11 protein-coding genes and 1 pseudogene are annotated in these 14,874 nt (G+C 45.1%); 7 read left to right on the plus strand and 5 right to left on the minus strand.

Going from position 1 to position 14,874, the window contains the following annotated elements; all coding sequences use genetic code 11:
* Window positions 1–16 precede the first annotated feature (16 nt).
* The 4 genes and pseudogenes from dbpA to DXX92_RS00370 all read left to right on the plus strand — a co-directional run bounded on the left by dbpA (window position 17) and on the right by DXX92_RS00370 (window position 4,929).
* Entirely contained in the window at window positions 17–1,402 is a 1,386-nt protein-coding gene (dbpA, locus tag DXX92_RS00355) for an ATP-dependent RNA helicase DbpA (protein ID WP_115998608.1), read from the plus strand.
* 191 nt (window positions 1,403–1,593) lie between these two features.
* Window positions 1,594–3,975 (plus strand): Tex family protein, encoded by a 2,382-nt coding sequence (locus DXX92_RS00360; protein ID WP_115998609.1) that lies wholly within the window; start codon window positions 1,594–1,596, stop codon window positions 3,973–3,975.
* Window positions 3,976–4,117: 142 nt separating this feature from the next.
* Window positions 4,118–4,542 (plus strand): annotated as a pseudogene (locus DXX92_RS00365) (GNAT family N-acetyltransferase).
* A gap of 126 nt (window positions 4,543–4,668) precedes the next feature.
* Window positions 4,669–4,929 (plus strand): YdcH family protein, encoded by a 261-nt coding sequence (locus tag DXX92_RS00370; RefSeq protein WP_115998610.1) that lies wholly within the window; start codon window positions 4,669–4,671, stop codon window positions 4,927–4,929.
* Window positions 4,930–5,146: 217 nt separating this feature from the next.
* Here the strand turns inward: DXX92_RS00370 and DXX92_RS00375 are convergent, their stop codons facing one another.
* The 5 genes from DXX92_RS00375 to DXX92_RS00395 all read right to left on the minus strand — a co-directional run bounded on the left by DXX92_RS00375 (window position 5,147) and on the right by DXX92_RS00395 (window position 12,078).
* Window positions 5,147–5,680, minus strand: a complete 534-nt coding sequence (locus DXX92_RS00375) for a sel1 repeat family protein (protein ID WP_115998611.1) — start codon at window positions 5,678–5,680, stop codon at window positions 5,147–5,149.
* A gap of 357 nt (window positions 5,681–6,037) precedes the next feature.
* Window positions 6,038–7,072, minus strand: a complete 1,035-nt coding sequence (locus DXX92_RS00380) for a DcaP family trimeric outer membrane transporter (protein ID WP_115998612.1) — start codon at window positions 7,070–7,072, stop codon at window positions 6,038–6,040.
* Between the two features lie 260 nt (window positions 7,073–7,332).
* Entirely contained in the window at window positions 7,333–9,231 is a 1,899-nt protein-coding gene (acs, locus tag DXX92_RS00385) for an acetate--CoA ligase (protein ID WP_115998613.1), read from the minus strand.
* Window positions 9,232–9,418: 187 nt separating this feature from the next.
* Entirely contained in the window at window positions 9,419–10,171 is a 753-nt protein-coding gene (locus DXX92_RS00390) for an exonuclease domain-containing protein (protein ID WP_115998614.1), read from the minus strand.
* A gap of 17 nt (window positions 10,172–10,188) precedes the next feature.
* Entirely contained in the window at window positions 10,189–12,078 is a 1,890-nt protein-coding gene (locus DXX92_RS00395; protein ID WP_115998615.1) for a putative nucleotidyltransferase substrate binding domain-containing protein, read from the minus strand.
* Window positions 12,079–12,318: 240 nt separating this feature from the next.
* On the opposite strand from DXX92_RS00395, the gene DXX92_RS00400 reads away from it, so the two are divergent.
* The 3 genes from DXX92_RS00400 (at window position 12,319) to DXX92_RS00410 (ending at window position 14,860) form a co-directional block, all read left to right on the plus strand.
* A complete protein-coding gene (locus DXX92_RS00400) occupies window positions 12,319–12,564 on the plus strand; it encodes a DUF4212 domain-containing protein (RefSeq protein ID WP_374188917.1) in 246 nt (81 codons plus the stop codon).
* Window positions 12,564–14,300, plus strand: a complete 1,737-nt coding sequence (locus tag DXX92_RS00405) for a sodium:solute symporter family protein (protein ID WP_115998617.1) — start codon at window positions 12,564–12,566, stop codon at window positions 14,298–14,300. The genes DXX92_RS00400 and DXX92_RS00405 overlap by 1 nt, the downstream gene beginning before the upstream one ends.
* A 119-nt stretch (window positions 14,301–14,419) precedes the next feature.
* Window positions 14,420–14,860, plus strand: a complete 441-nt coding sequence (locus DXX92_RS00410) for a hypothetical protein (RefSeq protein ID WP_115998618.1) — start codon at window positions 14,420–14,422, stop codon at window positions 14,858–14,860.
* Window positions 14,861–14,874: the final 14 nt, after the last annotated feature.

Consider the following 14,874-nt stretch of genomic DNA (forward strand, 5'->3'; position numbering starts at 1 on the left):
TAAAAAGGGCATCGATTTGCAGTCAGCCAAGTTCTCAACCTTGCCGTTGAAAAAACCATTGTTAACTAATTTAGACACCTTAGGCTATGTCGAAATGACCGACATTCAAGCGCAAAGCTTACCGTTGATTTTGGCGGGTCAAGATGTGATTGGCCAAGCCAAAACAGGCTCAGGTAAAACCGCCTCATTTGCATTAGGGTTGCTGAATAAGCTGGATGTGAAAAAGTTTCGCGTACAAAGTTTGGTGTTGTGTCCAACGCGTGAACTTGCCGATCAAGTAGCAAAAGAAATTCGCCAACTGGCACGTGCGATCCACAATATAAAAGTGCTGACTTTGTGTGGCGGCATGCCGATAGGCCCACAAATTGGCTCGTTAGAGCATGGCGCGCATATTATTGTTGGCACGCCGGGTCGCATCGAAGATCACCTTAGCAAAGGGCGATTGGATTTAACGCATTTGAATATGCTGGTGCTAGATGAAGCCGATCGCATGTTAGAAATGGGCTTTCAACAATCACTCGATGCGATTATTGATTATTGCCCTGTGGTCAAACAGTCGCTGCTGTTCAGTGCCACTTTCCCTGACAAGATCAAGGCAATTGCGAGTCGATATTTACACAAACCTGAGCATATCAAGGTGGAGTCGGTGCACCAAACCAGCACGATTGAACAAGTGTTTTATCCGGTGGACAGTAATGATGACCGATTAGATGCGGTAAGACGCTTGTTGCTTGCTCATAACCCCGCCTCAACCGTCATTTTTTGCAATACCAAAGCCGCGGTACAAACCGTAGAGCAGGGGCTGCGTGATTTTGGCTTTAGCGTACTCGCACTGCATGGCGATTTAGAGCAACGTGAGCGCAATGAAACTCTGATCCGTTTCGCGAATAAAAGCGCCTTAGTGCTGATTGCTACCGATGTTGCTGCCCGAGGGTTAGATATTGATGAACTTGAAGCGGTGATTAATTACGATATTACGCCAGATCCAGAAGTGCATGTGCATCGCATTGGCCGCACTGGACGCGCTGGCGAAAAGGGTATTGCCTGTTCAATTTATTGTGACAAAGACACGCGCCGCATCGCGGATATTGAAACCTATCAGCAAATCACCATTAGTACCTTGCCGCTGCCAGATGGCAGTGTACTAGCCCAGTCGCCGGCTAAAGCAAGCATGACCACACTACAAATTGACGGCGGTAAAAAACATAAGTTGCGCCCTGGCGATATTGTCGGTGGCCTAACGGGGAAAACAGGTATTGCCGGCGATCAAATTGGCAAAATTCAGGTGTTGGATGTTAAGGCCTATGTGGCGGTTGGCAACAAAGTCGCTAAGGCGGCGCTGAAAAAAATTAGCGACGGCAAAATGAAAGGCCGTAATTTTCGCGCCCGTATTTTGCGCTAGTCAGATTTTACTTTAGCCTTATTTTACTTTAGCCATATTTTACATTAACAAAGTTTTTAGGCTAAATTGCGCATGACATTCGCTCTGCGCATTAATGTTATCAAGCAAGCATATTGCCGTTAATTGAGTATATAATTTTCGGCAATATTTCGTTTACACGAACATATGTTCAAAATTTTCAAAGGTTTTCTATGAGCCAGATTGCTCACCAAATCGCCCGCGAACTGCAAGTCAAACCTGCGCAAGTCAACGCGGCGATTCAATTGTTAGATGATGGCGCAACTGTGCCTTTTATTGCCCGTTACCGTAAGGAAGCAACTCAAGGTTTAGATGATGGTCATTTGCGCAACCTGTCTACTCGACTAGTCTACTTGCGCGAGTTGGCGGAGCGTCGCCAAGTAGTGTTAACCAATATTGAGCAGCAAGGTAAATTAACCGATACCTTGCGCCATGCTATTGAGCAAGCTGACAACAAAACCCGATTGGAAGATTTGTACCTACCGTACAAGCCAAAACGCCGCACTAAAGGACAAATAGCTATTGAAGCGGGACTTGCACCATTAGCGGATCAACTTTTTGCTGATCTCAATTTAGTGCCAGAGCAAGCTGCGCAAGCTTTTCTCACTGCTAACAAAGAGAATGTCGATAAAGGTTTTAACACTAGCGAAGAAGTGTTAGCTGGCGTGGTGAGTATTTGGGCAGAGCGCAGCGGTGAAGATGCTGAGCTACTGGCTAAGCTGCGTAATCACCTGAAAAAACAAGCGCATTTAGTCAGCAAAGTGGTCAAAGCCAAACAGAATGAAGCGGCGAAATATCGTGATTACTTTGCTCATCATGAAGCATTAACTAAAGTACCCGCACATCGCATGTTAGCTATGCTACGTGGCAAGAACGAAGGTTTCTTGCGCTTAAGCATTGATGTTGACCCAAACAGTGATAGCAAAAGTTACTGCTCAGCACACGATGTGATTGCTCAGCATTTTGGTCTACGTTTATCAAATCAAGCAGCGGCAAAGTTTATTGGCGCATTAATCCAACAAGTTTGGAAAACCAAGTTATCTGGGCAGTTTGAAACCGAGTTTTTTGGCGCCTTGCGCGAGCAAGCCGAGCTTGCTTCAATCAAAGTATTCGCCAGCAACTTAACTGATTTATTGATGGCAGCACCAGCTGGTGCGAAAGTGACCATGGGCATTGACCCTGGGCTGCGCACGGGCTGTAAAGTGGCGGTCATTGATGAAACAGGCAAGCTAGTGCAAACCGCGACGATTTACCCACATGCACCGCAAAACAATTGGGATAAATCAATGCGTACGTTGGTGAACCTAGCGCGTCAGCAAAAAGTTGAGCTGATCGCCATTGGTAATGGCACCGGATCGCGTGAAACTGACAAACTCGTGGGTGAAGTGATTGCCGCGTTTGAACAACACAAACCAACTAAAGTGATGGTTAGCGAAGCAGGTGCTTCTGTATATTCCGCATCAGAATTAGCGGCGGCTGAATTCCCAGAATTAGATGTTTCTATTCGTGGCGCGGTTTCTATTGCTCGTCGCTTGCAAGATCCATTAGCAGAGCTGGTTAAAATTGATCCGAAAGCCATAGGTGTCGGTCAATATCAGCATGATGTTAGTCAAAGTGCATTAACGGCTTCACTTGATAATGTGATTGAAGATTGCGTAAATGCGGTTGGGGTTGATGTGAACAGTGCCTCACCCTCATTGCTTGCACGGGTAGCGGGCTTAACCAAAACCATCGCACAGAATATTGTTGATTACCGTGATCAGCACGGTCGCTTTAGCGATCGCCGTCAGTTATTAAAAGTAGCGCGTTTAGGGCCAAAAGCGTTTGAGCAAGCGGCGGGCTTTTTACGTATTCGCGAAGGTGACAACAAGCTAGATAACACGGGAGTTCACCCGGAAAGTTACCCTGTGGTTGAAGCCATTATTCGCCAATTACAAACGCAAGTTGATGAGCTGGTTGCAAACCAAACCTTGTTATCACAAGCCAATTATCAAAACCTGCCAGCTAATACGGTTGGTGAGTTAACGTTTAACGATATTATCGACGAGTTAAACAAACCTGGTCGTGACCCGCGCCCAGAATTTAAAGTGGCGCAGTTTAAAGAAGGGGTTGAAAGCCTTGCCGATCTTAAGCCGGGTATGGTGCTCGAGGGCGTGATTTCCAATGTCGCTAACTTTGGTGCTTTTGTTGATATTGGCGTGCACCAAGATGGTTTAGTGCATATTTCAGCACTGACTAACAAGTTTGTCAGCGATCCGCGTGAAGTGGTGAAAGCAGGCGATGTGGTGAAAGTGAAAGTGTTGGAGTGTGATGTTGAGCGTAAGCGTATTAACCTCACCATGCGTTTAGATGATGATGTTAAACCATCAGGTAAGGGACAGGGTGGTAACGCGGCTAATCACGCGCAACCTAGCCGTAAACATCAGGGTAACTCAAATGGCAAACCACAACATAAAACGGGTGGTGCCAAGCATAAGCCACGCAAAGAAAAGGCTCCTGCAAATGCTGCGATGGGTAATGCCTTTGCCGACGCATTTGCCAAATTAAAAAAATAAGCCACACCAATTCGCGTGAACGCTTTGAAGTGGCCTTTCAAATAAGGAATGGTCACTTCACTACTCCTTACTTTTCAACACGCTCTAACTTAATTTATCAGTCGAACAAAGACTAATAATATCAATCGAGAGGAGTACCCTGATGAATGGCTATCGTATTAGTTGCCAATTAGCAGACATGGACTTTGAGGTAATACACGGCTTTATCTCAAGCAGTTATTGGGCAAAAGGAATGCCTGCAACAACATTACACAAGGCGCTAGCTAATTCGCTGTGCTTAACCAACAAGACCAAACGCTTGCCTTTGCACGCGTGATCACGGACAAAGCTACGTTTGCTTATTTGGCTGATGTGTTTGTCTTAGAAAGTGAGCGAGGCATAGGTTTAAGCAAATACCTTGTTGAACATATCGTTAGCCATGAGGATTTACAGGGACTTCGTCGTTTTATGCTCGCCACGCAAGACGCACATAGCTTATACGAAAAGTTTGGCTGTAATTCGGTTTATGAAAACGAGTCAAAATCGCTAATGCAGATTCGTGATCCTGACGTTTATTTAGCCAATTAAGAACCATAATAATTTGTGCTAGATCAATATCCTACAATGCACTCGGCGTAAACTGAAATTATCGATTAAGGACTTATGTTTCCTTATCACACGATTAATTTGAGCCTAAGTAGGAGTAGTTGAATTATGTTTAATGAAAAACACGATTTGCATCATGAATTTCCTGAGTTTAAAGACGCTATCCGCCATTTAAAGATGAACGATGCTCATTTCGCGCGCTTGTTTAAAGAATATCACGAGCTTGATCACGAGGTGATTCGCATTGAGCAAGGGGTTGAAAATACCTCTGATGAATATTTAGAGCAGCAGAAGAAGCAACGATTACACTTGAAAGATGCCTTGTTTACCATGCTGAAAAAGCATGAGTCTGATGTAGCTACGGCTTAAAATTCAGTCATATTTTATCCTCTATGCTTTCCCAACCTTGTAAGTAAGCAACTTTGAAATTTAGCATTGTGCTAGGCTACCTTCGGGTAGCTTTTTTTATGCCAATACCTTACCGATGTTGGCATAAAAAAGCCCTAGCCGGTTGGGAGGCTAGGGCAAACGTCACTATTGATCCAGAGATATCAATACGACTAGTGATTGGGTTATATTGTGCTCTTTAGTTAGCGGCTAGCGCTTGGTTACTAGCGTAGTAAAAGCCGTCTTTTACTTCTGTTTTTGTACATAAGTGCGTTGGCTTTTTCGAACCTAAGGTTTTGGTATTACGGCATTTCATTTTCTGTGCTTTCGCACCGTACTGAGCTTGATAATCTTTTGCCTGCTCTTTTGCTAAGGCTAAATAATCTGCCGGTAATTTTTCATCTAGCATGGCAAGAGGTTTCTTCCAATGTTTAGACTTTTGCTCATTTGCAACGGATAACCACGCGTAGCTTTTCAGTAAATCTTGCTCTGTGCCTTGGCTGTTTAAATACATAGTACCCAAAATATATTGAGCTTGTTTTTCACCGCGCTTTGCCACGATTTCCAACGCAGACAGTGCTTTTTCGTAATCTTTCGCTTTGTATAAATCTAATGCTGATTGGTATTCGGCTTTGTAAGTATCGACTTCAATCAAATTGGCATTGTTAGCACTGGCAAATACAGATGTGCTGCTGATAGCTAAACCTAAAAAGATGCTGGCTAATTTGTTCATGGTGATTCCCTGTCAGTAAATGTAATACTTATTAAGTTGCACAAAGTGTTACAAAGGTTGTGCCAATCACAAATTATTTTTTAATTTATTGAAAAATAAGAGAATATATTCTTTGTGGATAGCGTGATAAAACGCTTGGTTTAGGCGAGAATTCAATATTTGGTCAAATTGATTAAATGTTAGTGGGTAAGCGCACTTAAGGGCTTATTTGATTGAAGAGTCTGATGTTGAATCAGTTAATGTGCTGATTTGGATAGAATGTTTTTGGTGTTTGAAAAGAGGTGAGGAGATAAGCGCAGCACTAACTGTGCTCGGCTACCTCGCCACCTAAAATAATCTTGATAGGTATTATCTGCTTTAAAGCACGTATTTCACCGAAAACTGTGCGTAGTCAGAGTCTGCATTTGAATCTTTTTGTTCAAAGTTACCTACTTCAAATCCCCACGAAAGTTGCTTAGTAAGGTTGTTAAAAATATTGATACCCCAGTGAATACGCTTAGCGTCGGCAACATCTGTGGTTGTTTTGCCATAGAATACGTTGGTACGGTAGTCATCAAACCAAAAGTGGCGGTAGGCAACCATAAAGGAAGTGGATTCTTCTACTTCTTCGCCAACGAGGTCACGGGCTGCAACAACACCAACGTAACGACCTGTTTCGCCGCCATGGTATTGGAATCTAATGTCGTCGCGACCAAAGGTTTTTACTTTACCCGCAATACCATAACCAAAGGCAGATTCTGAGTTACCGCCAACCGTATTAAGCTGACGTGCTAGCCCTGCGACTGAAACATTACCCCAGTCGCCTGAGAAGGTGTATTTGGCGATAACATCAGGTACTGAATCTTGGCTGGAGTCACCGCGATCGGATTCTGGGTTTTCAATTGCCACTTGCAAGCCACCATAGGTGTATCGAATTTGCCCTTGGCGGATAAAGGCGACAGAGTTAAGTGGACCGGCAAAATCAGCAGCTTCAGCTAATGCGCTGGTGTTCACAAATGTTGACCAAGTTTGCCCCACTAGGAAGTCTTTGTATTTAATGAAGGCGTGACGAATACGAGGGTTCGATGAGTTAGAGACAATTTCGTTGCCACCACCACCGTGAAAGTCCATTTCAATAAAGCCGGTAATATCGCCGTGAACATATTTCGTGTTGAAACGCGTTTCCGTTGCTCTAAAACTAAACCTAGAAATATCACCGACATTACCAGCGCCGACCCAATAGTCATTGGTAATACTGTTAACGTTGCCATCGACATACCTTGCATCGAGTTTGATATAGCCGCCGAATGTCAGGCTATCTTTGTCAGTAATTTTTATTTCAAACCCTGCGTTTGCCTGTGATGAGGCAGCAAGAATGCCTGCCACGAGTAGTGACTTGTTAGACGTTTTCATCTTGATCTCCCGTTACTATTAGCACCGAGACTTGGCTTGTTGAATCAATCTAGGGGCTAAGTTGCTTGTTGTAATTAACTGTTTTAGCTTTTTGTTTTAATTGTTTTTATCGTTAGTTTTTCTGGCTCTTTTGTTAAGTTTTGCCGTGTTAAGGAAGTAAGGCATACCGGTTGAGATAACGGGCGCAATATCGAAGCACATGGTTTGGTTATCGTTATTGCGCCAGTGTTTTCTCGTTGGTGTGTTATTCCTTTAAAGTTCTATTCTTCTAAGGTACTAAGGTCACCTTCATCTTGCCCTAACGCACGGGCTTTAAGGACGCGGCGCATAATTTTGCCAGAGCGCGTTTTAGGTAAACTTTCTACGAATTCAACTGCTTCTGGCGTCGCGATTTTACCCATTTCATGAGCGACATGTTCTTTGAGCGCTAGTGCTAGGTCTTTTGATGGTGCAATCCCTTGCTTCAAAATGACATAAGTGTGAATGGCATTGCCTTTTAGCTCGTGTGGTAGGCCAACGGCTGCGGCTTCACTCACTTCTGGGTGACTGACTAAGGCACTTTCAATTTCTGCAGTACCTAGGCGATAACCACTGACTTTCAGCACTTCATCCATACGGCCAATGACCCAGATATAGCCGTCTTCATCTTTTTTCGCGCTATCGCCCGCAAGGTACCGCCAACTGCCGTCGTCAGTTTGCTTCCAATACAGATCTTGGTAGCGTTCAGGGTCTTTAAAGATGGTGCGTGCCATACCCGGCCAAGGGTTGTTAATGACTAACTTGCCTTCTTCATTGGCTGCAACTTCATTACCATCGTCATCAACAATGGTCATTTCATTGCCAAAGAAAGGTTTAGTGGCCGAGCCCGGTTTTAGCGGCGTAATTGGCAGTGGGCAAATCATAAAACCGCCAGTTTCGGTTTGCCACCAAGTATCAATGATCGGGCATTTATCTTGGCCAATGACCTGGTGATACCAGCGCCACGCTTCTGGGTTAATCGGCTCACCAACACTGCCGAGTAAGCGCAAGCTAGACAAATCATGTTTTTGCGGCCAGCGATCACCGAAGCGCATTAAGCCGCGAATTGCCGTGGGTGAGGTGTATAAAATATTGATGCCGTAGTTTTCAATAATTTGCCACCAACGATTTGGGTAAGGGTAGTTGGGCGCACCTTCGTACAACATAATAGTGGCACCATTAATTAGTGGCCCATAAACAATATAGCTGTGACCCGTGATCCAGCCGGGGTCAGCAGCACACCACCAGCGGTCTTGTGGCTTAATATCAAATGCCATGCGATGGGTGGTCGAAGTGTAAACGGCGTAGCCACCATGGGTGTGTAGCATGCCTTTAGGTTTACCTGTGGTACCTGAGGTATACAGAATAAAGAGCGGATCTTCCGCCGAAGTTTGCTCAGTTTCACACTTGCTACTGGCGATAGGTAGTGCTTTTAAGTCGTGCAACCAAAAATCGCGGGTTGGCTCCATTTCCACATCAAGCTCGTTGTTTTTGACACAAATACATACTTCAATGCTAGGTGAGCGCATCATTGCATCGTTAGCAATAGATTTTAGGTCAATCGCTTTACCGCGACGCCAGCCACCGTCGGCAGTGATCAGTACGCGTGATTGCGCATCATCAATGCGCGATGCCAAGGCTTCGGTACTAAAACCACCGTAAACCACTGAATGCACGGCACCGATCTTAGCGCAGGCGAGCATCGCAAAAACCAGCTCAGGAATTTGTGGCATATAGATGGTCACGATATCGCCTTTACTCACCCCCATGCTTTTTAGCACATTGGCGAACTGACACACTTCTCGGTTTAAGCCGTTGTAGGAAAAGTTACGCACTTGGCCGTTTTCACCTTCCCAAATAATTGCCATCTTATTGCGATTGGCGTTATTGAGGTGACGGTCGATGGCGTTGTCGACGATGTTAATCTCACCGCCATCAAACCATTTGTAAAATGGAGCGTTAGACTCATCTAACACACTATCCCACTTTTTGTACCAGCTTAGGGTGTCGGCTTGCTCTGCCCAAAAGCCTTCGCGATCTTCAATGGAGCGCAGATAAGTTTCTTCGTAATCTTGAACGTTCGCTTGGGCAACCACGTCTGCACTTGGGTGAAATAAGTCATTTGGCTTAGTTGTCGTCATAGTAATTCTCTGCCTGTTGAATGCTGTTTTATCGCTATGGTTTTAAGGTAGAGAGAGTTGGCCGATTTAGGAATTAGACCTAAGTCTAACTCTGGGTAAAATCGGCTTAGACTTTAGTCGTAGAAAGTTGAATTTTTATGACTGGCAGTTGCTACTAAGTGCCGATAAAAGCTTTTTAAATAAAGGCTTAGCGCAGTAATTTCGTTAGTGGTGTGCTGGGTAGGTGATGATGGGCAATTTCAGCCAGCAGCAGCTCGGCGGTTGCGACTGCATCATTTAACGCGTTGTGGGCATAATGGCTCGGCAGTTGGTAACTATCACGTAAATTGGTGAGTCGCAGTTCTGATGGGTCGTAGGCAATTTGCCTGCTATCTAAACGCCTTTTGGCAAGGGCTAAGGTGTCAATCACAGGAAAAATCGGTTCATAGCCATAGAGTTGCTTACAGGCTTTAGCTAAAAAGCTTTGTTCGATTTTAGCGTAATGTGCGACCACTACTTTACCTGCCATGGCGTTTAGTAGTCGTTCAATGGCTGATGCTAGGGGCTCGCCTTGTTGTGATTCTTGCTCGGTGATTTGGTGAATAACAACAGTTTCTGTGTTTGTCTCAATGCTTGAGCTTGAGTCTTCGCTCTCTAGCCCGTTAGTCTCAGGCTTCACAAGATAATGATCACTTGAGCTAAGTCTTATGCTGAGCTGTTCAATACCGACAAAACCGACACTCAGCAGTTGGCCAGAGTTTGCAGAAATAGCGGTGGTCTCAAAGTCTAAAGCGAGCAAAGGAACTTCGCTGATAATTTGGCTTGGCTCGGGAAAGGGTATCGAGAGAAAATCTTTTAACGGGCCATTGGGCACTTTACGCGCAAGGCGCTCACGTCGCTTGTTGAGGCTAAATGGGTTTAGGCTAAAAAAATCAGCGCTCCAGAATTTACCTTGTTCCATTGGCTTGTTAAGTCCTATCAGTAAACCGCCTGACGGTTATCTTGCAGTGTTTTAATCACTTTAAACGCGTCTTTTAAATGCTCCCGCTCAAGCTTAGAAATTTCCTTGGGGGATAAATAGTTATCCGCTTTGCGACCATGACTTAATCGGCTTGCTTGATGATTAAGCCTAAGTGTGGTTAAAAACTCGAAAGCATCAATTAGGTTGTCGGCGGATGCCTTGGTGAGCGCAGGTGTGCTTGCTGCTTGGCGCAAACGCTCTATGGTGTTTACTGCGCTAATGCCTTGTTGCAGCGCATAAATACGGGCTAAATCAACAATCGGTGCTATGCCATTGTGCTTTAGGTCCATGGTCTTCTTATTGTCACCATTGGAAATCAGCACAAAATCGCGGAAAAAGCCTAACGGTGGTTTGAATTGCAGTGCATTTCTCGATAAATGGGCAATAAACAAACTCGCTTTTTGGGTTCGCGCCAAGGTTTGTTGTTGCAGGCGAGCGAGCAAGGTGGTGTCACCGTATATGGTGGTTAAGTCAAAGAAAACACTACACTGGAGCAGTGCTTTTGGATCTGGCGAACTTATCCAAGTATGAAAGTATTGCTGCCACTTTGCTTCCGTTTGTCGCCATTTGGGGTTGGTCGCCATAATATCGCCGGGACAATAAATAAACCCACACTTGGCTAATCCGTCACACACGAATGTCGCAAGCTTTTCAAACCAAGAGGCGTGCTCTGGTTGCATGCTATTGTCGATAATCAGCGCGTTGTCTTGATCCGATTGCGCCATTTGCTCTTGTCTGGCCTGCGAGCCAGCCGCTACCCAGGCAAAGGGCACAGGCGCTTGGCCATATAGCTGCTCGGCAATTTCAATTAAGCGAATGGTAATTGCCATAGTGATGGCACTGACACTTTTACCCACTTGCTCCGCGGGTATACCAAGTTTTGCCATCCTGATCTGTAGCTTAGGTAATAACTGACTAAGCTCAACCAGTTCATCAACCGAGCTTGATTTATGAATTTGGCTAGTTAAGCTGATGGCATTTTGCTCGGCAAAATACATTAAATCAGTAATGGTGAGCATGCCGCAAAGTTGGCCTTGGTCGGTAATTGGCAAATGGTGAATATGGCGACTAGTCATAGCTATCAAGGCATTAAAGGCGGTATTTCTAACATCCATGGTGGTGATGTCAGCAGTCATAATCGCGCTAATTGGCTCACTGGGGGCAACCCCTTGGGCAATGCAGCGGCGACGAAAGTCTTTGTCGGTCACTATGCCGCATACTTTGTTCGCGTCATCGACAACAACCAGACAGGAGAAACCTAATTCCGTCATTTTTTGTGCCGTTTCGCTGATGCTGCTAGTGAGCTTAATCGTCGCGGCTGGCGACTGATACAGTTGATCGATCCCTGTATTGGCTAATGTCGCATCAACCATCGCCTGTTCATGCAAGGCGGTGACTTGGTTTTTTAGTCGCTCTGCTGCTGAACGCTCAAAAAAGTGAATAATGGCGGGGGTATCACTAAAACAGTCAAGTAGGGCTTGTTTTTCAATGCAGTAGAGCAGGCAGTCTTCTTCGGCAATTACCTCAATATCTGGATATTTATCTGGATAGCAAAATACCGTACAGATATCGCCTTCGCCATATTTGCCTATCAATTCCTTGTCTCGCTCTTGAGCAGAGAGCTCGGTTTTGACTGCTGTTTTTACATAGCTAAGTGCCCCCTTGCGCACAATATAAAAATTCGGGGTATTGGTTGCTTTGAGGGAATCCGGTGGCAGCTGCTGATGCTGGGTGATATAGCAAATATTAATGTGACTGACGAGCTTGACGATACGTTCAAGTGGCACTTGCTCAAACGGTGCGATCCCTCCAATAAAGGCATAAATTTCACTGAGTTCGTTATCCATGCTTTACCTACCTTGATATGGCCTAGCTTATTCGTATCTGCCAGTCGCGATTACCTTGTTCTTTTTTAGGCGAGCACAGCGGTGTGGTCAACGGTTTTCACCCCAACCTAGACTAAAGTTGAATATCTCAGCGAAAACTTCCTTGCTAGTGTTTAGCTCAAGGTAGGCTCAATAACATTCTAAAAAAGCCTACTTACAGATTGATACTAATAACACAACAGGCGACACGAGGAGATCATTGTGGAAACAAGTTACTGGCAGGAGAACCTGCGACTTATTTTAATCTGTCTCGCAATATGGTTTATCGTATCGTTCGGCTTTGGCTTATTGCTTGTTGAACCGCTAAACACAATTCGTTTAGGTGGTTACAAACTAGGTTTCTGGTTTGCTCAGCAAGGTTCAATTTATACCTTTGTCGGATTGATATTCTGGTATGCCCACAAAATGAATCAACTAGATAAAAAATATAATGTGGAGGACCAGTAATGGACGAGTTAAAACTTTATACGTGGATCGCCGTTGGCGGTACCTTCGGTTTATATTTCTTCTTAGCCTGGTGGGCACGTGCTGGCTCAACCAGCGAATTCTATGCCGCTGGTGGTGGCATAAGCCCATTGCAAAACGGTATGGCGATTGGTGCTGACTGGATGAGTGCGGCATCGTTTATTTCGATGGCGGGTTTAATTGCCTTTTTAGGGTATGGCGGCTCGGTATTCTTGATGGGCTGGACAGGTGGCTATGTGCTACTAGCAATGTGTTTAGCGCCTTATATGCGCAAACACGGCAAATTTACTGTACCTGAATTTATTGGTGACCGATTCTATTCACGCACCGCTCGTATTGTTGCTGTTGTCTGTTTAATTATTGCCTCAGTAACATACATTATCGGCCAAATGAAAGGGGTCGGCGTTGCCTTCTCTCGCTTCTTGGAAGTGGAATACGACATGGGGCTTTATATTGGCATGGGTGTGGTTTTTGTTTACGCAACCCTTGGCGGTATGAAAGGTATTACCTACACGCAAATTGCCCAGTATGTGGTGTTAATCACGGCTTATACCATTCCAGCAATTTTCATTTCATTACAGTTAACCGGTAACCCAATCCCCCAATTAGGCTTAGGTTCAACACTCGCCGATGGCAGTGGTGTCTATTTGCTTGATAAGCTGGATATGGTAGTCACCGATCTCGGTTTTAAAGAATATACCACCTCAACGCTTGGCTCGGTTGAAATGTTCGCCTATACCATGTCGTTGATGATAGGTACGGCGGGCTTACCGCACGTTATTATGCGCTTCTTTACGGTACCGTCAGTAAAAGCGGCTCGTCAATCTGCGGGCTACGCCTTGGTTTTCATAGCATTGCTTTACACAGTTGCCCCGGCCGTTGGCGCAATGGCACGCTTCAACTTGATGAATACCATTGAGCCCGCTGCGGGTGAGAATCTGGTATACGATGAGCGTCCACAGTGGTTTAAAGACTGGGAACGTACTGGTCTACTGCAGTTTGAAGACAAAAATGGCGATGGCAAAATTCAATATACCTCAGATGCGGCGACCAATGAAATGGTCAAAGTTGACCGCGACATTATGGTGTTGGCGAACCCATCAATTGCGAATTTACCGAACTGGGTAATTGCACTTGTTGCGGCAGGTGGCCTAGCGGCTGCTCTCTCCACAGCGGCAGGCCTCCTGTTAGCGATATCGTCAGCGGTATCGCACGACTTGATGAAAGGGGTTTTGGTGCCTGATATGAGTGAGAAAACTGAGTTGCGTGCCAGTCGGATTGTGATGACCTTGTCGATACTGTTTGCTGGCTACCTTGGCCTGAATCCCCCCGGTTTCGCCGCTGGTACTGTTGCACTCGCCTTTGGTTTAGCAGCATCCAGTATCTTCCCAGCACTGATGATGGGTATTTTCTCGAAGAAAATGAGTAGCAAAGCGGCAATTGCAGGTATGTGTGCAGGCCTTGGGGTAACCATGCTGTACGTGTTCCAGCACAAAGGCATCATGTTTATTCCAGGTACCTCATTTATGGGCGGTATGGAGCAAAACTGGTTCTTCGGAATTTCACCAAACGCATTTGGTTCGGTCGGCGCTTTAGTTAACTTTGCTGTTGCCTTTATTGTGCTGAAAGCAACAGGGCCTGCACCAAGCGAAATTCAAGAGTTAGTGGAAAACTTCCGTACGCCACATGGCCAAATTGCCAGTGCGCATGACCATTAATTCGATTCGCACAGAGGCGTTAGCTGAAATGCTTTGAGAGTTTGTTGTACTCGAGGCTTTGGGTAATCTAGGTGTCACCCTAGATTACCCTTTTTTCACTCATATTTATTAGAGGTTATATGAACAAACATACCAAGCTGGCAATTTTTGTCGCGCCATTTTTACTACTAGGTGGCTATATCGCCTCAGATTACTATTTGGAATATCAAGCGAGTCAAGACAAGGTCGTTGAATTGGTGCCTGATGGTCATTGTGATGTCATCAATGAAAAGTGTGTTTTTGCAGCCGGTGATTTGCTTGTTAATGTTTATGATAAAAATGGTGTTACTGGCGTTAACTCAACCTACCCCATCGACAGTGCGGTACTGTTTATTGTCGATAGTGCTAAGCAATATCAAACCTATAATTTAGCCATGGCAAACAGCCCCTACTATTGGCAGCAACCAACGGATTTGCGTGAGCGAATTAGCGAAAAAGGTGAAAAACAGCGGATGCGGGTGATAGTGACAATAAAAGGTGGTAAATATATTAGTGAGTTTTATAGTCAAACTGTGCAATAAGCGAAGGGCGTTTG

Origin of the sequence: Thalassotalea euphylliae (assembly GCF_003390395.1) — a bacterium.
GTDB classification, from domain to species: domain Bacteria; phylum Pseudomonadota; class Gammaproteobacteria; order Enterobacterales; family Alteromonadaceae; genus Thalassotalea_F; species Thalassotalea_F euphylliae_C.

Coding starts and splice junctions, on each gene's coding strand:
- DXX92_RS00360 (WP_115998609.1), top strand. CDS start 1,594: ATGAGCCAGATTGCTCACCAAATCGCCCGCGAACTGCAAGTCAAACCT.
- DXX92_RS00370 (WP_115998610.1), top strand. CDS start 4,669: ATGTTTAATGAAAAACACGATTTGCATCATGAATTTCCTGAGTTTAAA.
- DXX92_RS00375 (WP_115998611.1), bottom strand. CDS start 5,680: ATGAACAAATTAGCCAGCATCTTTTTAGGTTTAGCTATCAGCAGCACA.
- DXX92_RS00380 (WP_115998612.1), bottom strand. CDS start 7,072: ATGAAAACGTCTAACAAGTCACTACTCGTGGCAGGCATTCTTGCTGCC.
- acs (WP_115998613.1), bottom strand. CDS start 9,231: ATGACGACAACTAAGCCAAATGACTTATTTCACCCAAGTGCAGACGTG.
- DXX92_RS00390 (WP_115998614.1), bottom strand. CDS start 10,171: ATGGAACAAGGTAAATTCTGGAGCGCTGATTTTTTTAGCCTAAACCCA.
- DXX92_RS00395 (WP_115998615.1), bottom strand. CDS start 12,078: ATGGATAACGAACTCAGTGAAATTTATGCCTTTATTGGAGGGATCGCA.
- DXX92_RS00405 (WP_115998617.1), top strand. CDS start 12,564: ATGGACGAGTTAAAACTTTATACGTGGATCGCCGTTGGCGGTACCTTC.
- DXX92_RS00410 (WP_115998618.1), top strand. CDS start 14,420: ATGAACAAACATACCAAGCTGGCAATTTTTGTCGCGCCATTTTTACTA.